This is a genomic window from Streptomyces sp. NPDC096012 (assembly GCF_040426375.1).
Classification (GTDB): Bacteria; Actinomycetota; Actinomycetes; order Streptomycetales; family Streptomycetaceae; genus Streptomyces.
Map to the genome: position 1 here is coordinate 107,830 of NZ_JBEOTD010000001.1, position 23,137 is coordinate 130,966.

At 69.4% G+C, this 23,137-nt stretch carries 21 protein-coding genes, 1 tRNA gene and 3 pseudogenes; 13 read left to right on the forward strand and 12 right to left on the reverse strand.

Annotated elements, in window-relative coordinates:
- Window positions 1–215: 215 nt before the first annotated feature.
- A tRNA-Thr gene (locus ABVB68_RS00560) sits at window positions 216–289 on the forward strand.
- 81 nt (window positions 290–370) lie between these two features.
- Here the strand turns inward: ABVB68_RS00560 and ABVB68_RS00565 are convergent.
- A pseudogene (locus ABVB68_RS00565) lies at window positions 371–1,058 on the reverse strand (tyrosine-type recombinase/integrase).
- 81 nt (window positions 1,059–1,139) lie between these two features.
- Window positions 1,140–1,567 (reverse strand): annotated as a pseudogene (locus ABVB68_RS00570) (replication initiator); the annotation flags it as partial.
- A 208-nt stretch (window positions 1,568–1,775) separates the two neighbouring features.
- Here ABVB68_RS00570 and ABVB68_RS00575 point away from each other — a divergent pair.
- On the forward strand, window positions 1,776–2,153 hold the full coding sequence (locus ABVB68_RS00575) for a hypothetical protein (protein WP_353598802.1): 378 nt from the start codon (window positions 1,776–1,778) through the stop codon (window positions 2,151–2,153).
- A gap of 389 nt (window positions 2,154–2,542) precedes the next feature.
- Window positions 2,543–2,812, forward strand: a complete 270-nt coding sequence (locus tag ABVB68_RS00580; RefSeq protein WP_353598803.1) for a hypothetical protein — start codon at window positions 2,543–2,545, stop codon at window positions 2,810–2,812.
- 754 nt (window positions 2,813–3,566) lie between these two features.
- Here ABVB68_RS00580 and ABVB68_RS00585 read toward each other — a convergent pair.
- The 3 genes and pseudogenes from ABVB68_RS00585 to ABVB68_RS00595 form a co-directional block, all read right to left on the reverse strand.
- Entirely contained in the window at window positions 3,567–3,734 is a 168-nt protein-coding gene (locus ABVB68_RS00585) for a hypothetical protein (RefSeq protein WP_353599156.1), read from the reverse strand.
- Window positions 3,735–4,113: 379 nt separating this feature from the next.
- Window positions 4,114–4,491, reverse strand: a complete 378-nt coding sequence (locus tag ABVB68_RS00590) for a DUF5958 family protein (protein WP_353598804.1) — start codon at window positions 4,489–4,491, stop codon at window positions 4,114–4,116.
- A 441-nt stretch (window positions 4,492–4,932) separates the two neighbouring features.
- A pseudogene (locus tag ABVB68_RS00595) lies at window positions 4,933–5,290 on the reverse strand (LacI family transcriptional regulator); the annotation flags it as partial.
- 489 nt (window positions 5,291–5,779) lie between these two features.
- Here ABVB68_RS00595 and ABVB68_RS00600 point away from each other — a divergent pair.
- The 4 genes from ABVB68_RS00600 to ABVB68_RS00615 all read left to right on the forward strand — a co-directional run bounded on the left by ABVB68_RS00600 (window position 5,780) and on the right by ABVB68_RS00615 (window position 9,791).
- The gene (locus ABVB68_RS00600) at window positions 5,780–6,643 is read left to right on the forward strand and encodes a hypothetical protein (RefSeq protein WP_353598805.1); all 864 of its coding nucleotides are present in this window, start codon (window positions 5,780–5,782) and stop codon (window positions 6,641–6,643) included.
- Window positions 6,644–6,662: 19 nt separating this feature from the next.
- The gene (gene def / locus ABVB68_RS00605; protein WP_353598806.1) at window positions 6,663–7,154 is read left to right on the forward strand and encodes a peptide deformylase; all 492 of its coding nucleotides are present in this window, start codon (window positions 6,663–6,665) and stop codon (window positions 7,152–7,154) included.
- 566 nt (window positions 7,155–7,720) lie between these two features.
- Window positions 7,721–8,374 (forward strand): rhomboid-like protein, encoded by a 654-nt coding sequence (locus tag ABVB68_RS00610; RefSeq protein WP_353598807.1) that lies wholly within the window; start codon window positions 7,721–7,723, stop codon window positions 8,372–8,374.
- A 10-nt stretch (window positions 8,375–8,384) separates the two neighbouring features.
- On the forward strand, window positions 8,385–9,791 hold the full coding sequence (locus ABVB68_RS00615) for an NAD(P)/FAD-dependent oxidoreductase (protein ID WP_353598808.1): 1,407 nt from the start codon (window positions 8,385–8,387) through the stop codon (window positions 9,789–9,791).
- 93 nt (window positions 9,792–9,884) lie between these two features.
- Here the strand turns inward: ABVB68_RS00615 and ABVB68_RS00620 are convergent, their stop codons facing one another.
- Window positions 9,885–11,045 carry an FAD-dependent oxidoreductase gene (locus ABVB68_RS00620; RefSeq protein ID WP_353598809.1) on the reverse strand — a complete coding sequence of 387 codons (1,161 nt, stop codon included), beginning with the start codon at window positions 11,043–11,045 and terminating at the stop codon, window positions 9,885–9,887.
- A gap of 183 nt (window positions 11,046–11,228) precedes the next feature.
- Between ABVB68_RS00620 and ABVB68_RS00625 the strand changes: the two genes are divergently transcribed.
- The gene (locus ABVB68_RS00625; RefSeq protein ID WP_353598810.1) at window positions 11,229–11,921 is read left to right on the forward strand and encodes a pentapeptide repeat-containing protein; all 693 of its coding nucleotides are present in this window, start codon (window positions 11,229–11,231) and stop codon (window positions 11,919–11,921) included.
- A 4-nt stretch (window positions 11,922–11,925) separates the two neighbouring features.
- On the opposite strand, the gene ABVB68_RS00630 is transcribed toward ABVB68_RS00625, so the two are convergent.
- The gene (locus ABVB68_RS00630; protein WP_353598811.1) at window positions 11,926–12,426 is read right to left on the reverse strand and encodes a hypothetical protein; all 501 of its coding nucleotides are present in this window, start codon (window positions 12,424–12,426) and stop codon (window positions 11,926–11,928) included.
- Between the two features lie 70 nt (window positions 12,427–12,496).
- On the opposite strand from ABVB68_RS00630, the gene ABVB68_RS00635 reads away from it, so the two are divergent.
- Window positions 12,497–13,882 carry a M1 family metallopeptidase gene (locus tag ABVB68_RS00635; protein WP_353598812.1) on the forward strand — a complete coding sequence of 462 codons (1,386 nt, stop codon included), beginning with the start codon at window positions 12,497–12,499 and terminating at the stop codon, window positions 13,880–13,882.
- Window positions 13,883–14,153: 271 nt separating this feature from the next.
- On the opposite strand, the gene ABVB68_RS00640 is transcribed toward ABVB68_RS00635, so the two are convergent.
- Together ABVB68_RS00640 and ABVB68_RS00645 are read right to left on the reverse strand one after the other, a co-directional pair.
- The gene (locus ABVB68_RS00640; RefSeq protein WP_353598813.1) at window positions 14,154–15,089 is read right to left on the reverse strand and encodes a GNAT family N-acetyltransferase; all 936 of its coding nucleotides are present in this window, start codon (window positions 15,087–15,089) and stop codon (window positions 14,154–14,156) included.
- A 240-nt stretch (window positions 15,090–15,329) separates the two neighbouring features.
- Window positions 15,330–15,905, reverse strand: coding sequence for a TerD family protein (locus tag ABVB68_RS00645; protein WP_353598814.1), 576 nt, complete (start codon window positions 15,903–15,905; stop codon window positions 15,330–15,332).
- A 171-nt stretch (window positions 15,906–16,076) separates the two neighbouring features.
- Between ABVB68_RS00645 and arfB the strand changes: the two genes are divergently transcribed.
- Window positions 16,077–16,514 carry an alternative ribosome rescue aminoacyl-tRNA hydrolase ArfB gene (gene arfB / locus ABVB68_RS00650; protein ID WP_353598815.1) on the forward strand — a complete coding sequence of 146 codons (438 nt, stop codon included), beginning with the start codon at window positions 16,077–16,079 and terminating at the stop codon, window positions 16,512–16,514.
- 267 nt (window positions 16,515–16,781) lie between these two features.
- Window positions 16,782–17,150 (forward strand): hypothetical protein, encoded by a 369-nt coding sequence (locus tag ABVB68_RS00655; RefSeq protein WP_353599129.1) that lies wholly within the window; start codon window positions 16,782–16,784, stop codon window positions 17,148–17,150.
- A gap of 90 nt (window positions 17,151–17,240) precedes the next feature.
- Here the strand turns inward: ABVB68_RS00655 and ABVB68_RS00660 are convergent, their stop codons facing one another.
- The gene (locus tag ABVB68_RS00660) at window positions 17,241–17,813 is read right to left on the reverse strand and encodes a flavin reductase family protein (RefSeq protein WP_353598816.1); all 573 of its coding nucleotides are present in this window, start codon (window positions 17,811–17,813) and stop codon (window positions 17,241–17,243) included.
- Between the two features lie 346 nt (window positions 17,814–18,159).
- Between ABVB68_RS00660 and cdgB the strand changes: the two genes are divergently transcribed.
- Window positions 18,160–19,815 carry a diguanylate cyclase CdgB gene (cdgB, locus tag ABVB68_RS00665; RefSeq protein WP_353598817.1) on the forward strand — a complete coding sequence of 552 codons (1,656 nt, stop codon included), beginning with the start codon at window positions 18,160–18,162 and terminating at the stop codon, window positions 19,813–19,815.
- Between the two features lie 118 nt (window positions 19,816–19,933).
- A complete protein-coding gene (locus ABVB68_RS00670) occupies window positions 19,934–20,902 on the forward strand; it encodes a carbohydrate-binding protein (protein ID WP_353598818.1) in 969 nt (322 codons plus the stop codon).
- 49 nt (window positions 20,903–20,951) lie between these two features.
- On the opposite strand, the gene ABVB68_RS00675 is transcribed toward ABVB68_RS00670, so the two are convergent.
- Both ABVB68_RS00675 and nagA read right to left on the reverse strand, forming a co-directional pair.
- Complete coding sequence (locus ABVB68_RS00675; protein WP_353598819.1) at window positions 20,952–21,881, reverse strand: 1-phosphofructokinase family hexose kinase; 930 nt, start codon at window positions 21,879–21,881, stop codon at window positions 20,952–20,954.
- 122 nt (window positions 21,882–22,003) lie between these two features.
- A complete protein-coding gene (nagA, locus tag ABVB68_RS00680) occupies window positions 22,004–23,131 on the reverse strand; it encodes an N-acetylglucosamine-6-phosphate deacetylase (protein ID WP_353599130.1) in 1,128 nt (375 codons plus the stop codon).
- Between the last annotated feature and the right edge of the window lie 6 nt (window positions 23,132–23,137).

Below are 23,137 nucleotides of genomic sequence, written 5' to 3' on the forward strand. Positions count from 1 at the left end.
ATGGGCCCCCTTCTACCGGCAGGAACGTGCCGGACGATCCGTTGTAGGAAGGTGGTTGGTGTAGTCCACGTGAGCGAACTGGATCGAGACGGTACCTGGCGTTCACTCGCCCTGTCAGCACCTGGACCCGTGTGAACTTCGCCGAAATTCTCGACAGGGCCCGGCCGGGACGTGGGTACACTGCACACGCACCCACGCGCCACGCGCCCGTGCAGGCCTCCTTAGCTCAGCTGGTCAGAGCGCCGCTCTTGTAAAGCGAAGGTCGTCGGTTCGAATCCGACAGGGGGCTCTTGGGTTGAACAGCGCGAACGCCCCGGCCGATGATCGGTCCGGGGCGTTCGACATCCACGGGTGACATCAACGCGGGCGGTCACTCACGGTCGACACGGCGCCTGAGCAGGCGGTCCATATGGCTGATGGGCTCGCGCTGCGTGTCCGACGTCACGTGCGTGTAGACGTCCATCGTGATGCTGATCTGGCTGTAGCCCAGGATCTCCATCACGACGCGGGGCGCGACACCGGCCGCGGTGAGGAGCGTGGCGCAGCCGTGCCGGGCGTCGTGCAGACGGATGCGCCGAAGGCCGGCGGCGTCGGTGATGCGGAAGAACGATCCTCACGGCAGGCTGCGGTAAGGGCGGTCCTCAGCACGCGGTGTGCCTCTTTGGCCGTGGCCGGGGAGGCGCTGGGAGACATGTCGGCGACGAACGTCCGCACATGGCGGCGACCCAGTGCCTCCAGGCTGCTGGAGCCGAGCAGCGGCACGAGGTAGAGGCGCACATGCATCGCGTACTTGCTATCGTCCGCTTGCGGTTCGGCTTGATGAAGTTGCTCCAGCCAATACGGCAGCCACTCGGTGAACTTGGCCGACCGGGTCGGCACGGGCACGCCCTGGTCTCCCGGCGCTTGATGTCGCACTCGGCCCACGTCTTGCCATAGGCGAACTTACGGGCACGGGTGCCGTCGGGCTGGAGCACGTACACCGCGCACGGGTTGCGGCCGTCCTTGCGCTTGGTGATGGTGCCCGCGCCGTTCGGGTTGCGCTTGCGCTCACTGGCCATCAGGCAGCCTCCTCGAGCTGGCCGAGGACGAAGTCCTGGAGGGCGTCGGCGGGGATGCGGCGAGCGCCGTCGATCTTGATCGTCGCGTAACTTCCGGTCCGGGTAGAGCGGGTGGAGGTCGAGGCATGCGGCGATGAGCCGGGCCGGGTGCTCGGGCACCTCGAGGAGGGCCAGGGCCTCTTGTTGCTGATGCGGCGGTCTACGGTGCCGGTGGTCTCGGCGGCCTTGGTGGCGTACTTGGCGACATAGGAGGCGACGGCCTGTTCGGTGATCTCCTCACCGTGGCCGAAGGCGCCGATCGGCTGCACGTCGAGCTGAATGCCCCAGCGGAGCGTGCGCCCGGGCTCAGTTCGTGCCGGTTGATCGGGGTCCCCCTGATACCGGGCCGGAGGGACGTCGACCGCGACACGTGCGGCAGCGGCATGGATGGCGTCGGTGAGCAGGTCGAGGGTGGCCCGGGCCGGGGGCGGATCGTCGGGTCCGTCGGGGCCGTCGAAGCGAATCACGGCGGAGGCAGGTCGTTCGTACAGTGGCGCGCTCCACCTGGACGCCATGGACCACGCCCGCTCCACGGTATGTGGGTCGACGGCGGACGGGATGGGAGCCGGGGGTGGTTGCTGCCGGAGGCAATCACGAGCACACGGCTGTCCCGCCGGTGAGGTGTCGATCTATCCTCAAGCGAGCCGTGTGCAGGGGGACGATGAGCGGAGTTGGCAAGTGATCGGGGGCCTGATTGCGCTAGCCGTGCTCGTGGCGCTGGCTGTCCGGTACGTCGTGGTGGCCGTCCGGCTCTGGAGGCATCCCGAGCGTGCTTCCGAAGCCGCGCGGTCGTTCAGTGTGAGAGGGGCGCCAGGGTGGGTCATCACACGGGGCATCGTGGTCGTGGCGGCCCACTTCGTTTTGATGGCCATCGCGGTGATCGCGCTGGGAACCGCGGTCACGCAGACGAAGAAACCGGCTGAGCCTTGGTGGGCGATTTCGCTGGTGGCAGGCGGCGGGGTGATCCTCTGCTGGCTGCTGATCACCCTGATCGGGATCTTCAACAGGCCGCGTTTCCTTGTGGTGCCCTACCTCAGAGACAAGCGGCGACTGTGAGGCAAGGAACAGTCACCCTTGGGAAGCCCTGGTCCGCACCCCCTGCGTGCCTGATCCAGACCGGCTACTACGGCACGTACAGGTAGCTTCCGGCTCGTGGATCAAGGCCGGCGATGGCGCGGCGGGCGCGATACGTCCGGCCGGTGCAGGGCGGCACCATCGATCACCGCGGTGGTGCCGCCCCTCGTCGACGAACCCGACCGCTCGCACCCTCGTCCGCCATGACGTGCCGGCCGGGTCGCATGGGGGGGGCGCCGAGTCGGACACGAACGGCCAGTGGCCCGTAGGCGGCCGCTTCCGGGGCCCTGGCGTGGTGGCGGGGAGGGAGCCGGGTCGGGGGCCGACGGTAGCGTGAGTTTCGTGTCAATGCTGTTCGGGGGTGTGCTGAGATGCCGGTCAGGCGTGTGGTGCTTCCGCTGGTCGTCTGGGTGGTCGTGGTGCCATGGCTGCTCGCTACGGCGACGACCATGCTGTGGGGGTTCTCGTTGGAGTCGGACGGGCTGTTCTTCACGTTCGGCACCCGGATGGCGCTGGTGCCGCTGCTGCTGGTCGGTGAGGTCGTCGGCGTGGTGGTGGCCTTCCGGCGCTATGACGGTCTGCGCTCCGGCTTCTGGCCGGGAGCTGGCTGGCGTTTGCCCTTCTGGCGCTGTTCACCGTGATGGGGGTGGCAGCGACGTGGGGCGAGTGGGGCGGGATGCTGATGATCTGGGCCCTGTACACCGGGTACGTGTTCTTCGTGTTCGTCTTCGGTGGGATCGCCTGGAAGAAGGTCTTCGCCTAGGGGGACGAAGGGCCACGGTCTATGACCAATCAGGTCCGGCACGGCTCTCGCTGTGACGAAGCGCGACGAGAGCGAGCGAATCCTCCGAGACGGGCTCTGGTGGCCAGGGCTCCATCCGGCAACGCGTTGAGCACCTACCGGACGGTTTCGGCCGAGGACGGATCGCACTCCTCATGCAGTGTTCTCGGGTCCTCCTCCCCCAGGTGTGTCCCAGGGGTACCTAGCAGCGGGGAAGCCGCAGGTGAGGGGGATCGAGTGGAGCCCGCTGCAAATCTGCTGGCGGCCGTGCGGATGGGGCCGCTGGGCCGTCTGGGCGCGACCGGTCGGTCTTGAAGGCCGTGGCGCAGCGGTGGCGTCAGGGTGCGGTCACTCCGCAGTCGGCGACGTACTGACGGCAGTCGTTGACGGCAACAAGGCGCACTTTGCCGTACCCCGGCATCCCTTCGTGTACCTCGCCGGCAAGGTCTGAGTGGCGAGGGCGAGGCCACTCAACCAGCGGGGTGAACTTGTAAAGCGAAGGTCGTCGGTTCGAATCCGACAGGGGGCTCTTGGGTTGAACAGCGCGAACGCCCCGGCCGATGATCGGTCCGGGGCGTTCGACATCCACGGGTGACATCAACGCGGGCGGTCACTCACGGTCGACACGGCGCCTGAGCAGGTGGTCCATGTGGCGGGTCCATCTTGGTGAGCAGTTCCCGGCGCTTGGTGTCGCACTCGGCCCAGGTCTTGCCGTAGGCGAATTTGCGGGCGCGGGTGCCGTCCGGCTGGAGCACTCCGAGCTGATCACGTACTACCCGCACCGCGGTGCGGTCCCTGCCCCGCTGTGCTCAGGCCCGTAGCCATGGGCCGGCCGTGGCGGCTTGCACCGGTCGATGGCACTGGCAGCGCGGCCGGGGACGGTGGGGGTGCAGGGAGGCATACGCGTGCGTGGTCGGTCGGCGCGGTCGCCGTCATGGCTGACTGTCGTCGGCTGAGGTTCAGGCGGGGCCATCGGCCTTCGAAGGCGCTGGCCGCCACTTGAGTGCCATCGAGCCCGGGCCGTCTCTCGGCCGTCCGAGGTCGCTCGACAGTGGCCAATGGCGACCGACGACGACCACCAGGCGCACGGGCCTGCCGTCTCTGAGCAGCGAAAACCCAGCTCATCAAGATCCCCGGCAAGACCCAGGGCAAGAAGACATCTCAGGTTGCGTCGCGTGGCGGAGCCGGCAGGTTGTGCCACGCGTGACCACATCCGCCGGCGCAGTGCAGCGTCCGCCTGCGGGTGTCGGCGATGCTGAAGAGGGCGACGAGTAGGCGGAAGGACTTGGTTAGTTCGTAGGCCGGAAGTGCTTCCATTCCGAAGCGCCACCTCGTGAGCATCACCGCCGGCGTGTGAGTAGGACGGATGCCGGAACGCGCGATACTCTCCGGCACGTCCTCTTCGCAGGCGCGGGCCTGCCCGCAGAACAGCACCAGCGCGTGCAGGACCTTGCGTTGGTCACCCTCTGAGAGGCCCTGGAACCACTCGACGCCCTCGTCCACAGGTCTGAGCCCCTGTGCGAGTTCGTTCAGGACCATCTCGTGTGCGTACAACACAGACTTCCACCCCCACGGTCCAGACTGACGGTACGCGCACGGTGACCCGTGGGCAGCACGGTTTCCCGCGCCCTGATGGCGCAGCCATAGGACGCAAGCAGCAGGCCCCGTCGAAGCCGCGCAGCGCGTCTTCCGGGAGATCCGCATCCCGAGCGCGTGTCTAACTGCGTGACAATGCGGACGTACAGCGGCGGACAATCGCGGACGTCTGTGGACCGTTACACCAGGTGAGAGCCAGATCAGCCCAAGGCAGCACCCCCACCCAAGTTGCTTCGGGACGAAGAGGTCGTGGGTTCAAATCCCGCCACCCCGACAGCTAAATCACAGGGCAGGCCCGGTGCTGAAAGATCAGCGCCGGGCCTGCCTCGTTCTCCAGGGGCTCTCTGGAGAAGATCTTGGAATCTGCCTCCAGACCGGCGCCCGCTAGCGAGTCTTCAGCAACGCGTCCAGAGCAGCCACGGGCGAGCCGAGACTCATCGTCCGACGCGCGTCTAATGCTTCCTCCCACATCCGGTAAGCGCAGTCATCAGAGCCTGCCGCGTCCCCGGCGTGATGTGGTCATGGCGCGACTGGACGGAGCTGTCCTCATGGCCCATGCGTTCGTCCATGAGCTTTGGCGGGGTCCCCACTGCCCTCACCAGGGTCTTGTGCGTGTGGCGCAAGCCGTGCGGGGTGAGCCCCGGGGCGATCGACACCCGGCACGCCTCAGCCCGTTTGGCAGCTCCTCGCCCGCGGGCCGGATGCCAGGCCAAGGCGCGGCAACGACGGGCACCGGCCGCTCGGGTGATCATTGAGACCCACAGCCGCCGCCAGGCCCAAGAAGTCCTCAGGGTGTGCCCGGTCACGGAGCCGATCGCAGATGATAGCCCCCGCTTCTAGAGGCAGAAGACGCGACAGCGCGAAGTTACGAGCTCAGCGTTCCAGGCCGGCGCTGCGGTCAATCAGGGTGTTGTCAAGGTCGAAAAGTGCCAGCATGAGACGACGTTAGGCGATGCCCAACCACGGGTCCCGATTCTTGTATTGCGCCAACCCTCGCATTACGTCGTACCTCGTGTAATGACATCGACGTAGCTCGGCCGGTCAAATTTGCTTAGTTCACGGCACGGCACGCTCTAAACGTATAGACAGCGATGAGCTGCAAGTACGAAAAGCTCCAAAGGGCCTGGGTCGACCGAAGCCCGCCTGTATGCTGCCGGGGGTGACGACTGGCGCATTGGCCGCACGAGCCGATTCCATAGGTAGATCGCTACGAACGGATGAGTGTTGAAACGTGAAGATCGACTGGAAGGACTTGATCACCAGGGCGTTCATCGGCCAGCTCATCGGAATGTTCATTCGGTTCGCATTCGGCGCATCCAGCATCTTGATTATTTGGATGGTCTCAGGTCGGCTATGGCCTGCAGTAAAGGACCTAGGGATACCGCTGGGGATTCTGGTGGCATCCGGCGGCTCAATTCTCATCAACTACACACTGGACCGAAAAAGCCACTTTCGCTGCCGGTATGAGAAAGTAAACTTCAAGTTTGAAATGCTTGAGAAGGAGATTACGTACGAGCGCAACAATCGCGGCACATTGTCCTACCGGAGGAGATATAAGGTAAAAGCGCTCGCTTCAGACCTCGAGGGATTTATGGATAAATTTCTGTGGACCGGCGCGAGTCAGGCTCAACTACCTAGAAGCGTCAACAACGAAGCCGTCCGCGACGTACGGAAACTCGATCGTACGGGAATCTGGGTTTACTTCAGCGTCGATTTCCATAGAACCCTGAAAAAGGGCGAGGTGATTGAGTTCGAATTGCTCCAAGTAGTCGATGACTCCGACATGAGGTCCCGCCCGTTCTTCTCTACCTCGATCGACGAACCTACGCGCCGCCTGGTAATGAATCTCAACCTACCCGACAGCCTGGAGATCAATCAGTGCCATCAGGAAGTGACACGAGGGATTGAGTCATTCTTTCCCTTCCACTCCGAAACGCAAACTGTCCGAAATGGTAGTTGCCGATGGGTCATTAATAGACCGCGACTTTATCATCACTATCGCACGCATTGGACTTGGCCGGAAACCGCACTCAGGAAAGCAGCGAAGCGTGCCGCTTCTAGCGGCGAAACGAATGGGGTACTAAATGCCGATTAGGCCGCTTGTCCAACTTGACGTGGCTTCACTCGAAGAGAAGAATTCTCCGCTCTTCCAAGAGTCTCCTCCGGTCGCCACTGGGGACGGCAAGTTCAACGAGCTTGTACGCGATTTGATCGATACGATGCACGCACACCCTATTTGCGTTGGGCTAGCCGCCCCGCAAATCGGCGTACAGCAGTCTGTCGCCGTCGTTAATGTTTCTGAAGGAAAAGCTGGGCCAGACCTCATCCTGGTGAACCCCATACTTTTGTCTGCCACGGGCAAGAAAGACGTCAAGTTTGAATCGTGCATGTCGCTCCCTGGATGGCGTGGAAGCGTCGAGCGGCGCAGGAAGATTCATGTGGCCTACTTCGACCTCGACGGGAACGAGTTGGAGATTCATGCAGAAGGTTTTCTCGCGCGAGCCATTCAACATGAATTGGACCATCTGAGGGGAATTCTGTACGCGCAATCCCTGGTTCCCGAGACGCAACTCGAACGGACCAACCTGTTTGAACGTGATGCTTAGGTGGTATATGCTTTGAGTGAGATAAGATAGATCCGCCAGAAGCTGTATTTGGCGCACCATACATAAAAGAAGGTGAGTAAATGGACGGCTAGTCCGACATTTCCGAACTTCATTGGGGTCCGCCGGAGCGACTGGCGGGCCCCATTTTTTCGCTCGATTAAAGGCTTAGCCGGGCAAGTGGGGCGCGAACGAAGCACTCAATGCCGTTGGAAAGACTCCCCGAAGTGCCGTGGATCTCGGTTACCTCTCTGGAGAAATCCTGGAGATGATCTCGTATCAGCTCCTCCAAGGCGCCGATGGATACCGACGCTCCCCCCATGCCCTGACCAGCACATTTGATCTAGCGCGCATGTGGGCGATCTTCCAGGCCCTACTTCGGGACGAAGAGGTCGTGCCAGAACGTGCCCGGCCTCGGGCAACAGGGGGCTCTTCCAGCCCAGGCGGGATCCGGTCCCGCCTAGGTTTTTCGTGGCCGGTGGCGGGCGGTGACCGTCTTTCGGGCCGTGGCCGGTTCGGCGGGGATGTCGATCACGGGCCCGGCGATACTGGCGTGCGTGAATCGGCTCATGCGAATCGAGCGGATCCCGGCCCGGGTGTGGGCGTACGTCCGGAGTGCTCCCGGCACGTACGTGTGGCTGGGGACCCTGTTCGTGACGACCGTGGCCCTGCATCACATGTCGCCGGAGTTCGAGCAGCACTTCCTGCGGCAGCGCTCCACCAACATCCACGAGCTGTCGCGGACGCCGGTCCGGGTGCTGGTGGCGAGCGCCATGTGGATCGCCACCGGGCACTGGGTGCCGTACGCCCTGCTGTACACGGTGGTCCACGCGCCGGCCGAGCGCTGGCTGGGTACGGCGCGCTGGCTGGCGGTGTGCGCGCTGGCGCACGTGCTGGCCTCGGTGACCAGCGAGGCGGTACTGCTGAAGGCGATCCGGGACGGTATGGCCCCCTACTCGGCGGTCAACACCCTGGACATCGGGGTGAGTTACGCGCTGGCCGGGGTGGTGGCGGTGCTCGCCTACCGCATCGCGACGCCGTGGCGGTACGGGTATCTGCTGGCGGTGCTGGTCTGTTTCGGGCTGCCGCTGACCGACGGGCCGACGTTCACCGACGTCGGCCACTTCGTCGCCGTGCTGATCGGGCTGGGCTGCCGTCCGCTGGTCAGAGGCCGTGGAAAAGCATGGAATCCGAAGGAGACACTGGCCTCCATCAGGGGTTAACGTCCGGGCCATGAGCAGCTCGGGAAGCGGTGTCGTGAACGGTGGCGTCTCGTTCTGGTACGCGGACGACGGACTTCCGGCGGTGCGGGAGCCGCTGACCGGGGACGCGTCGGCCGACGTCGTGATCGTCGGCGGCGGGTACACCGGCCTGTGGACGGCGTACTACCTGAAGAAGGCCGCGCCGTTCCTGCGGGTGACCGTCCTGGAGCAGAAGTTCTGCGGCTACGGCGCCTCGGGCCGCAACGGCGGCTGGCTCTACAACGGGATCGCCGGCCGCGACCGGTACGCCCGGCTGCACGGCCACGAGGCCGCCGTACGGCTGCAGAAGGCGATGAACGACACCGTGGACGAGGTGATCGCGGTCGCGGCGGCGGAGGGTATCGACGCCGACGTGCACCGGGGCGGTGTCCTGGAAGTGGCCACCACACCGGCCCAGCTGGCGCGGCTGAAGGCGTTCCACGAGCACGAGCTGTCGTACGGCGAGAAGGACCGGGAGCTGTACGGGGCCCGGGAGACGGCCGCGCGGATAAGGATCGCGGACGCCGTCGGTTCGACCTGGACCCCGCACGGCGCCCGGCTGCACCCGGTGAAGCTGGTGAAGGGGCTCGCGGCCGCCGTTGAGGCGCTCGGGGTGACCATCCACGAGTCGACGCCGGTGACGGAGATCCGGCCCAAGCACGCCGTCACCCCGTACGGCACCGTTCGCGCCCCCTACATCCTGCGCTGCACCGAGGGTTTCACCGCCGCCCTGAAGGGCCAGAAGCGGACCTGGCTGCCGATGAACTCCTCGATGATCGTCACCGAGCCGCTGACCGGGGAGCAGTGGGCGGCGATCGGCTGGGACGGCCGCGAGAACCTCGGCGATCTGGCGCACGCCTACATGTACGCCCAGCGCACGGCCGACGGCCGGATCGCGCTCGGCGGACGCGGAGTGCCGTACCGCTTCGGCTCCCGCACCGACAACGACGGCCGTACCCAGCAGGCGACGGTCGAGGCGCTCCGGGAGATCCTGACCCGTCTCTTCCCGTCCCTGGCGGGTGTCCGGACCGGGCACGCCTGGTCCGGGGTGCTCGGTGTGCCGCGCGACTGGTGCGCGACGGTGACGCTGGACCGCTCCACCGGTCTGGGCTGGGCCGGCGGATACGTCGGCTCGGGTGTCGCCACGGCGAACCTGGCGGCCCGCACGCTGCGCGACCTCGTGCAGCGGGACTCCGGTCAGGGCGGCCGCACCGAGCTGACGGATCTGCCCTGGGTCGACCACCGGGTCCGCAAGTGGGAGCCGGAACCGCTGCGCTGGCTCGGTGTCCAGGGCATGTACGCCACCTACCGTGCCGCCGACCGCCGTGAACGTCTGCGCCCCGCCACCGAGTCCTCCCGGCTGGCCAAGGTGGCGGACCGGGTGGCGGGGCGGCACTGAGGGTGGTGGCCACGGCGGCGCCGTCCGGAACCGGGGGCGGGTGGCGCCTTCGGTGACGGCGAGGCGGTGCCGCGGTGGTGCCGCCCCGCGGGCTCAGGCGCGTTCGAGGTCGAGGGCGGGCCGGTCGAGGATCAGGGAGACCGCCGTGACCGCGCTCGTGAAGGACACCTCCGACAGCACGCCCGGGGCCGCCACCTGGTCGCCCACGAGATAGATCCCGTCGCCCCGGTCCACGGCGGGGCGGTCCCGCCAGGTGCTGCCCGGCAGGTCCACGGCTCCCGTACGGCCGTCCGCCATGGCCTCGCGCCGCCACAGGACCCGCTCGCGCCATCCCGGGAAGCCCAGGTCGAGGAGTTGCTCGGCACGGGCGATCCCGTCGGCGCGGGACTCGCCGGGCCCGATCGGCAGCTGCCCCTGGAGCAGTTGCTCCCCGGCCGGCGCGAGGGTCCGGTCCTGCGCCGTGAACCGCTGGATCCAGCCGGGCGCGTCCAGGTCCGAGACGACGAAGGGGTCCGCTCGGCGGGTGCGTACGGCGAGGTCGAGCAGGACGGTGCGGCCGCTCGGCCAGCTCAGCGAGTCGTCACGGAGCAGCCGCCGGGCGGCGGGCAGGGAGGTGGCGACGACGACGGGCGCGTCGCCCGGCAGTTCGTCGACCCGGGAGAGCGTCTCGATCCGCACCCCCAGGTTCCAGGCGCGCGCGGCCATCCGGTCGATGAGCGAGCCCCAGCCGCCGCGCGGATAGTGGGCCTGCGGCGGCAGCTTGGTGACCCGGCGCAGGCGCTCCTGCACGAAGGCCGCGGACAGGATGCCCGGGTCGTGGTGGAAGAGGGCGACGGCGGCGTAGTTGGCGGCCGCCCGGGCGCCCTCCTCGCCGGCGACGGTGGCCGCCCAGCCGAGGAAGTCGCTGTCGGCGGGTGCCCGGCAGGGTTTGAGGCCCAGCAGTCTGAGCATGGCCAGGGGCGGTGTGCGGCGCAGGACGCCCTGGTGGCGCAGTCGCAGCCGGGAGGCCTCCAGGGGCGGGACCGGGGCCAGCGGCCCGATCAGGTCCCGCCGTCTGAGCCAGGACCAGTGCAGGCCGCCGTTGTAGAGGGCGTGGGGGCCCTCGTTGGTCCGGTACGGTCCCTCGGCCGTGCGGGCCCGGCCGCCGAGGGTGTGGTGGGCCTCGTACACGGTGACCCTGGCGCCTGTCTCGGCGGCGGCGATGGCGGCGGTGAGTCCGGCGAAACCGCCGCCGACGACGGTGATGCGGTGCACGGGTGGTCTCCCTCGGTCGGTTCACCTGGTCCGGGCCCGTCGGTTCGACCGGGCCGGGACCGTCGGTTCGGCTGTCTGTCAGGTACGACCGCGCGGCCCGCCGGAATGTGACGTCACCGGTCCGCCGCCCCGGGTCTTCCCAGCTCGGGGCGGGTTGTCAGTGGCGGGGTGCAGCATGGGGGCATGGCGAGGAGAACGATGGGCGGTCCACCGGCGGTCCGGGCGGCGGTGAAGGGCGCGCGACGGCCGGAGGTGCGGCTGCCGCCCCTGGGGCCGTGGTCCGGGCTGGAGCTGGAGCCGGACGGTGACTACGACGGGCTGGAGTTCCGTGAGGCGGACCTGGCCGGCCAGGACGGCGTGGGTGCCCGGTTCATGGACTGCGCCCTGACGGGCTGCGTGGTGGACGAGACGGGACTGGGCCGGGCCCGGGTGCTCGACTCGGTCCTGAGCGGACTGCGCGGTGTGGGCACCCACCTCGCGGAGTCCACGTTCCGCGATGTCGAGGTGATCGACGCCCGCCTGGGCGGCACCCAGCTGCACGGCGCCGTGCTGGAGCGGGTCGTCGTCCGCGGCGGCAAGCTCGACTTCCTGAACTTCCGGGAGGCCCGCCTGAAGGACGTGGTCTTCGAGTCCTGTGTGCTGGTCGAGCCGGACTTCGCGGGCGCGCGCCTGGAGCGGGTGGAGTTCGTCGACTGTGCCCTGAGGGAGGCGGACTTCGGCGGTGCCACGCTGAAGGACGTGGACCTGCGCGGGGCCGCCCCGCTGGAGATCGTCCGCGGGCTGGACCGCCTCTCCGGGGCGGTGATCAGCACCGGTCAGCTGCTCGATCTGGCGCCGCTGCTGGCGGCCGAGCTGGGGATCAGGGTGGCGGGGTGAGGGGTCAGGGCAGGCGGGGGAAGCGGGCCTGAAGCGACCAGACGGCCGGGTTCTCCGCCAGGTCCTCGTGCAGGTCGGTCAGGTCCGCGAGCAGGTCGTGGAGGAAGTCCCGGGCCTCTCGGCGCAGTTCGCCGTGGGAGAAGCTGAACGGGGACTCCTCGGCGGGCGTCCAGTCCGAGGTGATGTCGACCCAGCCGAAGCGGCGCTCGAAGAGCATCCGGTCGGTCGACTCGGTGAAGTCCAGCTCCGCCCGCTGCGGCCGGGCGGCGCGGGAGCCCATCGGGTCCCGGTCCAGCCGCTCCACGATGTCGCACAGCGCCCACGCGAAGTCGAGCACCGGCACCCATCCCCAGGCTGTGGACAGCTCCCGGTCGGTGTCGGTGTCCGCGAGGTAGACGTCCCCGCAGAACAGGTCGTGCCGCAGCGCGTGGACGTCCGCGCGGCGGTAGTCGGTCTGCGGGGGGTCCGGGAACCGGTTGGAGAGGGCGTAGCCGATGTCGAGCACGTCAGAGATGGTGTCACGCCCGCCGGGGCATCCCGGCCAGGGTGCACGGCCCCCCACTAAGATCGATGACATGTCCAGGTCCGTGCGCCTTGTCCCGGCCTTCGCGGCCCTCCTCGCCCTCTCCACCACCGCGTGCGGGGGTGGTGTGCACGGCGCCCCGGGCGGTTCCGGCGTGCGCGATCCGTACTTCCCCCGGGCCGGCAACGGCGGTTACGACGTCGGCCACTACGCCCTCACCCTCGACTACACACCCGCCACCCGCCGTCTGACCGGCACGGCGGTGATCACCGCCCGCGCCACCCGGGACCTGTCCGCCTTCGACCTGGACCTCGCCGGACTCGACGTCGAGTCGGTCACCGTCGAGGGCCGCAAGGCCCGCTGGAACCGCACCGGCCAGGAACTGACCGTCCGCCCCCACGACGACCTGAGCTCGGGCGAGACCTTCCGCACGACCGTCCGCTACTCGGGCACCCCACGGACCCTCACCGACCCCGACGGCTCCGAGGAGGGCTGGCTGCCCACCGCCGACGGCGCTCTCGCCCTCGGCGAACCCGTCGGCTCGATGGCCTGGTTCCCCGGCAACGACCACCCGTCCGACAAGGCGACCTACGACATCGCCGTCACCGTCCCCAAGGGCCTCCAGGCCGTCTCCAACGGGGAGTTGACCGGCCGGAGCGACGAGGGCGGCCGCAGCACCTACCGCTGGCACACCGCCCAGCCCATGGCGAGCTACCTCGCCATGGTCGCGATAGGCCACTACACGATCGAGCGGACCACGGGCCCGCACGGCCTGCCCGTCCTCACGGCCGTGGACCCGACGCAGGCGAAGGCGAGCGCCGAGGTGCTCGCGAAGATCCCCGAGATCCTCGACTGGGCGGAGCTGAACTTCGGGCCGTACCCCTTCGCCTCCGCCGGCGCGGTCGTCGACCGGCCGCACGACGCCGGCTACGCCCTGGAGACCCAGACCCGGCCCGTCTTCCACGGCGCCCCCGACATCAGCACCCTCGTCCACGAACTCGCCCACCAGTGGTACGGCGACTCGGTCACGCCCGCGTCCTGGCGGGACATGTGGCTCAACGAGGGCTTCGCCACCTACGCGGAGTGGCTGTGGGAGGAGGACCAGGACGGCAAGAGCGCCCAGCAGACGTTCGACGAGTACTACGAGGGCGACCACGAGGAGATCTGGGCCTTCCCGCCGGCGAAGCCCTCCAGCGCCGCGCACATCTCCGACAGTCCCGTCTACGAGCGCGGCGCGATGGTCCTGCAGAAGATCCGTCAGAAGGTCGGCGACGAGCGCTTCTACGACATCCTGCAGGGCTGGGCCGCGACCCGCCGCCACGCCACCGCGAGCACCGCCGACTTCACCGCGTACGTGGAGAAGACGGCCCCCGGCAAGGACTTCACGGGCATCTGGAAGGACTGGCTGTACGGCGACCGCAAGCCGGCACGGCCGTGATCGCCGGCACAGCCGTGAAGACCGGTCTGTCTGTGACGGCCGGTGTGGTGTGGCTGTGGGGGCGGGTCCGTCCGTGACGGTCGGTGTGGTGTGGCTGTGGGGTCGGGTCCATCCGCGATCGCCGATGGTGCGCCCGTGGGGGCGAATCCGTCCGCGATCGCCGATGGTGCGCCCGTGGGGTCGGTCTGTCCGTGACGGCCGGTGCGGCGCGGCGGCCGGTCCGCCCGGGATCGGCGGCCGGCCGGTGGGTGGGGTGCGGTCGGGGTGTGTCTCAGCGCTGCCACTCGTCCAGCAGCCGGGCGAGGTCCGGCGGCCACACCGGCTCCGGTTCCGCGGCCAGTTCCCGTCTGCTCCACCACCGCCAGGTGAGGATGCCGTCGGCGGCGTGCGCGGCGGCGAGATGAGGGCCGGCCGGTTCCCGGCGCGGGCCACAGGTGACATAGACGTGCTCGTGCTGGCGGACGGGGACCGCGTGCATGAAGTCGTGTTCCCAGGTGCACAGCAGCGGGCCGGGCTCCAGGTCGGTCCAGCCGGTCTCCTCGGCCAGCTCGCGCAGGGCGCCCTCGCGCGGTCCCTCGCCGGGTTCCAGGCCGCCGCCGGGCAGCGCCCAGTGGACGCCGACCTCGGCGTTGTCGTACCGGAAGAGGAACACCGCTCCCTCGGGGTCCACGACGGCGATGCGGGCCGCCTGCCGCGGCGTGCGCAGCACCTTGCGCAGGACGGCGCAGGGGCGGCCGAGGGCGTGGTCGGGGCGGCGGTCGATGACCTCGTGGCCGAGGGCGGTCCAGAAGGCCAGGGCCCCGGGGTTGTCGTCGAGCACGGCGAGCTTCAGGGCCATGGCGCCCGTGGCGCGGAAACGGTTCTCCACCAGTTCGGCGAGGGCGCGGCCGTATCCCTTGCCGTGCTCGGCCGCGTGCACCATCAGCAGTCCGATCCACGGGTCCGGGTCGGTGGGGTCGGGGTGGCGGGCCAGGGTGACGGCGATGGCGACCAGCCGGCCCTCGTCCCGGGCGAGCAGCACCTCGGCGCCGGGACGGCCCAGTTCCTCGGCGAGCACCCGGGCCACCTGCTCGGTGCCGATGGCGTCCGGATCCGGGAAGTCCCCGCTCAGCGCGTGGAACTCGCGGTTGGAGGCGAACAGCGCCGTCACTTCCGTGAGGAGCGGGGCCGGGATGTCACGGTCGGCGGACAGAGGTTCGATGATCACCCGGGCACGGTAACGCGAGGCGGGGGGCGTGGCTTGCGGCTTTCGGTAGCTCCGGGCCCACCGACATCTCTGGGCCCCACCGATATCTCCGGGCCCCACCGGTGCCCGGGGGCCGCAGGTCTCACCGCTTGCGCCGTCCCGGCCGTTCGTGCCGGAGCCCCGGTCTCGGCGGGATGCCGTGATCGGGGCTCCGTTCGACGCCGGGGGTGACCCCCCGTTCGAAAGCGGCTCGCGGGCGTGTCAGACGTTCACGCCGAAGTCCTGGGCGATGCCGACCAGGCCGGAGGCGTAACCCTGGCCCACCGCGCGGAACTTCCACTCCGCGCCGTTGCGGTACAGCTCGCCGAAGACCATCGCCGTCTCGGTGGCCGCGTCCTCGGAGAGGTCGTAGCGCGCGATCTCGGCGCCACCGGCCTGGTTCACGATGCGGATGTAGGCGTTGCGGACCTGGCCGAAGTTCTGGCCGCGGTTCTCGGCGTCGTAGATGGAGACCGGGAAGACGATCTTGTCGATGTCGGCCGGCAGCGCGGCCAGGTTGACGTTGATCGCCTCGTCGTCGCCGGAGCCCTCGCCGGTGCGGTTGTCACCCGTGTGGACGATGGAGTTGTCCGGGGTCTGCTTGTTGTTGAAGAACACGAAGTGGGCGTCCGAGTAGACCTTGCCCTGCGTGTTGACCGCGATGGCGGACGCGTCCAGGTCGAAGTCCGTGCCGGTGGTGGTGCGGACGTCCCAGCCGAGGCCCACGGTGACGGCGGTCAGGCCCGGAGCCTCCTTGGTGAGCGAGACGTTGCCACCCTTGGACAGGCTTACAGCCATGTTGGGAGTCCCTTCCTTAGATATCCCTGCACGTGTGTGCCGACGAAGCTACCGTCACCGGGAACAACGTCGAGGGGGGTCCCCGTGGTTCCGGATCCCTTTACCTTTTTTACCCTCCTGTCCCGCCCGTCCGTGAAAACCGGGTGACGTGGGACAGGCGCGGCCGGGAACATGGAGTGCATGTCCGGGCCCTATGTCATCCGCGGTTCGGTCTCGCTCCCCGAGGCCGAGCTGATCTGGCGTTTCTCGCGGTCCTCCGGGCCCGGCGGGCAGCACGTCAACACCAGCGACTCCCAGGTGGAGCTCCGCTTCGACCTCGCGGGCACCGAGGCGCTGCCACCGGTGTGGAAGGAGCGGGCCCTGCAGCGGCTGGCCGGCCGGCTCGTCGACGGTGTGGTGTCCGTACGGTCCTCCGAGCACCGATCGCAGTGGCGCAATCGCGAGACCGCCGCCGTACGCCTCGCGGCGCTCCTCGCGGAGGCCTCCGCGCCGCCGCCGAAGCCGCGCAGGCCGACCCGCATCCCCCGCGGCATCAACGAACGCCGGCTGCGGGAGAAGAAGCAGCGCTCGGAGACGAAGCGGGGGCGCACCGGGCGGGACTGGGGCTGACCGCTCCGCGCCGGCCCCCCGCCCCTCGCGGAAGGCTGTCGGTCGTAGCCACTCGACGATGGCTGCGACCGGCACGGCTGCCTCGCAGCGGACGGCGAGTTCGCTTCGGGCGGCTGATCCACCGGCCGATCCCTTTGCGTGGCCGAGCCGGTCGTCCCTGGCGTGCATGCGCGGGAAGCGCGCGCCAGGGCGGTGGGCCACACGGAAGCGGGAAGCGCGCGCCAGGGCGGTGCGCCACACGGAAGAGGAGCAGGCGCCGTGGGAACCATGGTCTCGGTCAGGGGCTGGTTGCAGTGTGACGACGGACAGCTGGCCCGGATCAGGGAGATCGTGGACGCAGACGATCCGCGGCGCACCTACAGCGGAGGCTGGGCCTTCCCCGCTCGTCGGTACAACGGCGTCGGGTGGGCCTTCTACGGGGGCTACATCCGTGCGGTCTCCCTCGACTGGTTCGAGGAGAGGTTGCGTCAGATCGCCCGGATCCCGGCCTCCTCCGAGGAGGACGAGTACGACGATCGGCCCCGCGGGCTGTTCCTGCTCAGCCACGACGTCGACGGCATGAGCGAGTGGAGGGTCCACGACGGCGGCCTGGTGATCGGCCTCCCGGGCGGGGACTACCGCTACCTCGACGCCTAGCCGGACCACGTCGGCGTCGAGGTGGGCCGGCACGGGGTCGTCCGTGCGGCGTGGGTGCGCGGACGGCGCCGCGAGCGGCGAACGTCCGCCTCAGCCCAGCTGCCGGTACCGGCCGCGGTAGTAGAGCAGCGGGCCGCCCTCCGTGGGTGGTGCCTGGGCGGTGAGGACGCGGCCGATGACCAGGGTGTGGTCGCCGGCGGTCACCCGCTGCTCGGTCCGGCACTCCAGGGTGGCCAGCGCACCGCCCACCAGCGGGGCGTTCGTGACCTCGCCGCGGGTGCAGGGGATGTCGTCGAAGAGCAGCCGGTCGCTGATGCGGCCCTTCATGGCGAAGCGGCCCGCGATGTGCCGCTGGTTCTCGGCGAGCACCGACACCGCCCACAGGGGCTGCTCGTCCAGCAGGTCGTCCATCCGGGAGCCCTCGCGCAGGCTGACCAGGACCAGCGGCGGGTCCAGGGAGACCGACATGAAGGCGGTCGCGGTCATACCGACGTCCTCGACGCCCGGCGCCTGGGGGTCGTCGGGGTCCAGTGACGGTTCCTGCGCGGTCACCAGGACCACGCCCGCCGCCAGCCGGGCCATCGCGGTCCGGAACTCGTCGTCGCTCACCCCCTCAGCATGCCCAATAGCAGCGGAGGCGGTGGCGGAGGCAGTGTTCAGCACGCGGGAAACGCTAGTCTCCGCTTTCCGCGCACCGCATCGGGCCTTCGCCCTAGCCTGGTCCTACGACCAGCGGACGACAGCTGTGTGCCACTTGTGCGCGAAATAGTGCGAAACGGCAAAAATACGTTTCAGAAACGCACAAGCAAAACGCAGAAACTCCACTCAATTGCTCATGTTCTCCTGTGACTTGAGTCACAAGAGGCAGGAATTGTTGACCCTGTGTACCGAGTGAGCAGCGCGCTGTGATTCAGTGGCGGGGAAGCCGCAAACAGACCGTAAGGGCCGCCGTAACGGAGCGCAGAAGACAACCCTTGATTCGCTGCGAGGTCTCGGGGGGAGGGCGAGCATGGAGACCGAGTCGGAGCCGTATGTCCGCCTTGCGTCCCTGCGACAGCTGCACCAGGTCATGGCCGACATGAACACGGCACGCAGCCTGGCGGACACACTGCAGAGCGTCGCCGACGGCGCCGTGAGCGCCCTCGGGTACGAGATGGCGTGCGTGAACCTCGTACGTCCCGACGGCGACCTCGTCGTCGCCGCGTTCTCCGGGAACTCCGCCGCCGAGGCCCTGATCACCGGCCGGGTCGGCTCGCGGGGGTCCTGGGAGCGGCGGCTGAACATGGGCGAGGGCTGGGGCGACCTGGTGTTCATACCGCACACCGAGGGCTGGGTGCTGGACGACGACGACGTCCCGCAGTGGCACACCGACGGGCCCGAGCCGCGCTTCGAGGACGAGTGGCACCCCTCCGACCGCCTCTTCGCGCCGATGTACACCCCCGGCGTGCAGGGCGGCTCCTCCGGTGAGTTGCTCGGCGTCATATCCGTGGACCGGCCGCGCAACGGCCGCCGCCCCGGCGCCTGGGGCCGTGAGGCGCTGCAGATGTACGCCTTCCAGGCCGCCATCGCGATCAGCAACGCGCGTCTGCGGGCCAACATGCAGCGGGCCCTGGTCCGGCTGGAGCGCGAGCAGCAGGCCCTGCGCGCCAGCGAGGAATCCTTCCGGCAGGCCTTCGAGTACGCCCCCTCCGGCATGGCCATCGCCGAGATGGGCGGCGACCAGCACGGCCGCATCCTGCGCACCAACGACGCCCTGTGCCGGCTGCTCGGCCGTCCGGCCTCCGCGATGCGCCGCTACTCCTTCTCCGACCTCGTCCACCCCGAGGACATCGGCACCCTGCTGCGCACCTCGGCGGAGGGCGGGCGCGCCGAACTGCGGCTCGGCCGCCGGGACGGCAGCTACGTCTGGGTGTCCCTGCGCAACAGCGTCGTCGCGGACGCCGCCGACGGCCCCCGTTTCCTGCTCACCCACGTCGAGGACATAGAGGAACGCAAGCGGCGTGAGCTGCAGCTCGCCCACCGCGCCTCCCACGACTCCCTGACCGGCCTGCCGAACTCCGCCGAGCTGCGCTCGCGCCTGTCGGCCCGGCTGTGCCAGCGCCTGACGCACACCGGCTCCCCGGAGTCCCTGGACGCGGCCTACGGCCACCCCGCCTTCGACGCTCCCGCCGGCCACGGCTTCGACTTCACGCCGGGCGCGCAGGCGTACGACGCCTACGACCACCACGTGCACACCGCCGCGCCCGAGGACGGCCGCGACGACGGCACCAAGGGCCTCGCGGTCCTCTTCTGCGACCTCGACGGCTTCAAGTCGATCAACGACCGCTTCGGCCACAACGCGGGCGACGCGGTGCTGATCGAGGTCGCCCGCAGGCTCTCGCACGGTGTCCGCGACGGCGACACGGTGGCCCGGCTCGGCGGCGACGAGTTCGTGATCCTCGCCGACGGCCTCGGCCGGGCCGACGCCGAGGACCTCGCCGTACGGCTGCGCAACGAGATCATCCAGCCGATCCGCGCCGAGGGGCGGGCGGTCCGGGTGGGCGCGAGTTTCGGGATCGGCTGGGCGCACTGCGGGATGACGGCGGACGAGGTGTTGAAGTCGGCCGACGAGCGGATGTACGTAGAGAAACGATCTCGTCCCAAACAACATCGACGCGCCGGATAAGCCCCAGGTCAGCCAGGTTGTGCGATCCGGGTCACCCGTTTGGGGCAGCGAGAGCGGGTAGGCTCGCCATTCCATACCCGTACCGCATCCGCACGCACCTGTTGAGGAGTACCAAGGGATGACGCCCGGCGACAACGGCGCGAGCACGCCCGAGGACGACGACCCGTTCGGCTATCTGTACGCAGACGGCCAGGCCCGGGGAGCCCAGCCGCCCTCCGGGGGCGGGTACGGCTACCCGAACTCGGTCAGCAGGGTGCGTGCGGTCGGCGAGCGCTCGTACGGCCAGCAGGCGCAGTACGGCCAGCAGCAGGCGACCTACGGCCAGCCCACCGTCCCGCAGCAGGGGGCCTACGGCCAGCCGCAGCAGGGTGGCTACGGGCAGCCGAACGCCCACTACCAGGCCCCGGAGACCCTGCCGGGCGGCCCGGCGGGCCGGCAGCCCGCGCCGTCCACGGGCGGCGGCCGCCGCGGCCCGAACACCAAGGGTCTGCTGATCGGCGCGATCGCGGTGGTCGCCGCGGTCGTCATCGGCATCGGCGTGGCGATGATCAACGGCAACTCGGACGGCAAGTCGGGCAACGAGGCGGGCGGCACGCCCAGCCAGTCCCAGAGCGGCCGGCCGAGCCCGTCGGGCAGCAACTCGGCGGCGTCGGGCGACCTGCCGAAGGTCGACGCCACGGATAGCTCCGTACAACTGCAGGGCGGTGCCACGAAGGCCTCGGACGTCAAGGGCGCGAAGTCCTCGGACGGCAGCTACGTGACGGGCCTGAACCAGGCCGGTGCCTCGATCACCTGGACCTTCGACGGCGTCCCCGAGGCCGGCAAGTACAGCGTCTATGTCGGCTACAGCGTGCCGGGCAAGGACGGCAGCATCACCCTCACGGTCAACAACACGCCCTCCACCGCGAAACTGAAGAACTGGGCAGGTGCCCCCGAAGGCGATTACGAGAAGGGCTGGACGAAGACGTACAACTACGTCCAGCTCGACAAGGGCCGTAACACGGTCGCCATCTCCTGTGGCCAGGGGAACCAGTGTGACGCCCTGATCGACCGGCTGTGGCTGGTGAAGGGCTGGGTCGGCAGCTGACGTCGCGGCGGGTGTGCCGGAACTCCCAGGTCCAATTGTCGGACCGGACCTAGGCCGCGCTGGTCTCCGTGGCCACCGTCACCCGTCCCAGTAGTTCCTCGTACGTCGCCCGGTCGAATTCGCCCGCCACGGGTGCTCGTACCGTCGCCGTGGACAGTGCGATCGCCCGGGACAGGCGGTCGGGCCACGGGAGTTGTTCGACGAGTCCCGAGAGCAGGCCGGCCACCGCCGAGTCGCCCGCGCCGGTCGGGTTGCCGTGGATTCGGGCCGGAGGGAGCGCGCGCCAGCGGCCCTCGGGGGTCACCGCCAGCAGGCCCTGCGCGCCGAGGGAGGCGACCACCGCGTGGGCGCCGCGGCGGCGGGCCTCCTGGGTGGCGCGCAACGGGTCGTGGGAGCCGGTCAGTTCGGCCAGTTCGTCGGCGTTCGGCTTGATGACGTCGGGACGGGCGGCCACCCCGCGGCGCAGTGGTTCCCCGCTGGTGTCGAGGAGGACGGGGACGCCGGCCGACCGGGCGGCACGGACCAGGTTCGCGTAGGCGCCGACCGGCACCCCCGGCGGCAGGCTGCCGCACAGGGCCACCACCGCGGCGGCGGGCAGGAGTTCGTCGTAGCGGTCCAGGAAGGCGCCCCACTCGGTGGGCCGTATCTGCGGACCCGGCTCGTTCAACTGGGTGGTGTCGCCCGAGCGTTCGTCCACCACGGCGATCGTGCGCCGGGTCGCGCCGGCCACCGGCACCAGCGCGTCCGTCACCCCCGGGGTGTCCGCGAGCCGGTCGCGCACCGCGTGCCCGGTGCCCCCGCCCGCGAACCCGGTGACCGTCACCTCGTGTCCGAGGGCGGCCAGCACCCGGGCCACGTTCAGGCCCTTGCCGCCCGGCCGTTCGGCGACCTCCGAGACCCGGTGCGAGGCGTGCGGCCTCAGCGACCGCACGCGGTAGGTGAGGTCGAGAGCGGTGTTCAGCGTGACCGTGAGGATCACCCGGGCCGGCCTCCCTCGGATTCTGTGCGTCTGTCATCGGTTTCCGGGTCCCTGATCATGCCAAAGAGACGGCGGCCGGCCCAGTCGTGAGGCGGCCGCCGTCACCGGAAAAGACGGACGGATCAGGCCAGTTGGGGCGCCACGACCCACTCTCCGCGCCGCATCACGCCCTTCAGTTCGAAGTCCGCGTCCAGCAGGACCAGATCGGCGTCCTTGCCGGGCTCGAGCGAGCCGACGCGGTCGGAGAGGCCGAGCAGCCGGGCCGGGTTCACCGACAGCGCCGTCACGGTGTCCTCCACCGACAGCCTGTCGACGGTCACCGCCCGCTTGAACGCCCGGTCCAGCGTCAGCGTCGAGCCCGCGATCGAGCCGCCCTCCACCAGCCGGGCCACGCCCTCGCTGACCTCGACCTCCAGCGGGCCGAGCATGTAGCGGCCGTCCCCGATGCCGGCCGCGTCCATGGCGTCGGTGATGAAGGCGACCCGGTCGGCTCCGGCGTGGTGGAAGGCCAGTTCCAGCGCGGCGGCATGGAGGTGGGTGCCGTCGTTGATCAGCTCGACGGTGACCCGCTCGTCCTCCAGCAGGGCGGCGATCGGCCCGGGGGAGCGGTGGCCCAGGGTGGGCATCGCGTTGAACAGGTGGGTGGCGACCGTGGCGCCCGCGTCGATCGCCTGGACCGTCTGCTCGTACGTCGCGTCCGTGTGGCCGATCGCCGCGATCACACCGTGCTCGGCGAGCAGCCGTACGGAGTCGATGCCGCCCGGCAGCTCGGTGGCGAGGGTGACCATCTTCGCCTTGCCGCGCCCCGCGTCGATCAGCTTGCGCACGTCGGCCGGGTCCGGGTGGCGCAGCAGCGCCTCGGAGTGCGCCCCCTTGCGGCACGGCGAGATGAACGGCCCCTCGAAGTGGATGCCCGCGATCTCCCCCTGCTCGGCCAGTTCGCTCAGCAGCCCGGCCTGTCCCACCAGCAGGTCCATCTCGTCGGTGACGGTGGAGGCGACCAGGGTGGTGGTGCCGTGCAGGCGGTGGGTGCGGATGGCGGTGAGGATCTGTTCGGGGGTGCCGGAGAAGGAGGCGCCGCCGCCGCCGTGGTTGTGGATGTCGACGAAGCCGGGGACCAGCCAGTGGCCGGTGAGGTCGATCGACGGGGCGCCGGCCGGTGGTGCGGCGGTGATGTGCCTGCCGTCGGTGGACAGTTGTCCGTTTTCCACCGTGCCGGTGGGGAGCACCACGTTCGCGCCCGTGAGCACCTGCGG

Coding starts and splice junctions, on each gene's coding strand:
- ABVB68_RS00580 (WP_353598803.1), top strand. CDS start 2,543: ATGCCGGTCAGGCGTGTGGTGCTTCCGCTGGTCGTCTGGGTGGTCGTG.
- ABVB68_RS00590 (WP_353598804.1), bottom strand. CDS start 4,491: ATGGTCCTGAACGAACTCGCACAGGGGCTCAGACCTGTGGACGAGGGC.
- ABVB68_RS00610 (WP_353598807.1), top strand. CDS start 7,721: ATGCGAATCGAGCGGATCCCGGCCCGGGTGTGGGCGTACGTCCGGAGT.
- ABVB68_RS00615 (WP_353598808.1), top strand. CDS start 8,385: ATGAGCAGCTCGGGAAGCGGTGTCGTGAACGGTGGCGTCTCGTTCTGG.
- ABVB68_RS00625 (WP_353598810.1), top strand. CDS start 11,229: ATGGCGAGGAGAACGATGGGCGGTCCACCGGCGGTCCGGGCGGCGGTG.
- ABVB68_RS00635 (WP_353598812.1), top strand. CDS start 12,497: ATGTCCAGGTCCGTGCGCCTTGTCCCGGCCTTCGCGGCCCTCCTCGCC.
- ABVB68_RS00645 (WP_353598814.1), bottom strand. CDS start 15,905: ATGGCTGTAAGCCTGTCCAAGGGTGGCAACGTCTCGCTCACCAAGGAG.
- arfB (WP_353598815.1), top strand. CDS start 16,077: ATGGAGTGCATGTCCGGGCCCTATGTCATCCGCGGTTCGGTCTCGCTC.
- ABVB68_RS00655 (WP_353599129.1), top strand. CDS start 16,782: ATGGTCTCGGTCAGGGGCTGGTTGCAGTGTGACGACGGACAGCTGGCC.
- cdgB (WP_353598817.1), top strand. CDS start 18,160: ATGGAGACCGAGTCGGAGCCGTATGTCCGCCTTGCGTCCCTGCGACAG.
- ABVB68_RS00670 (WP_353598818.1), top strand. CDS start 19,934: ATGACGCCCGGCGACAACGGCGCGAGCACGCCCGAGGACGACGACCCG.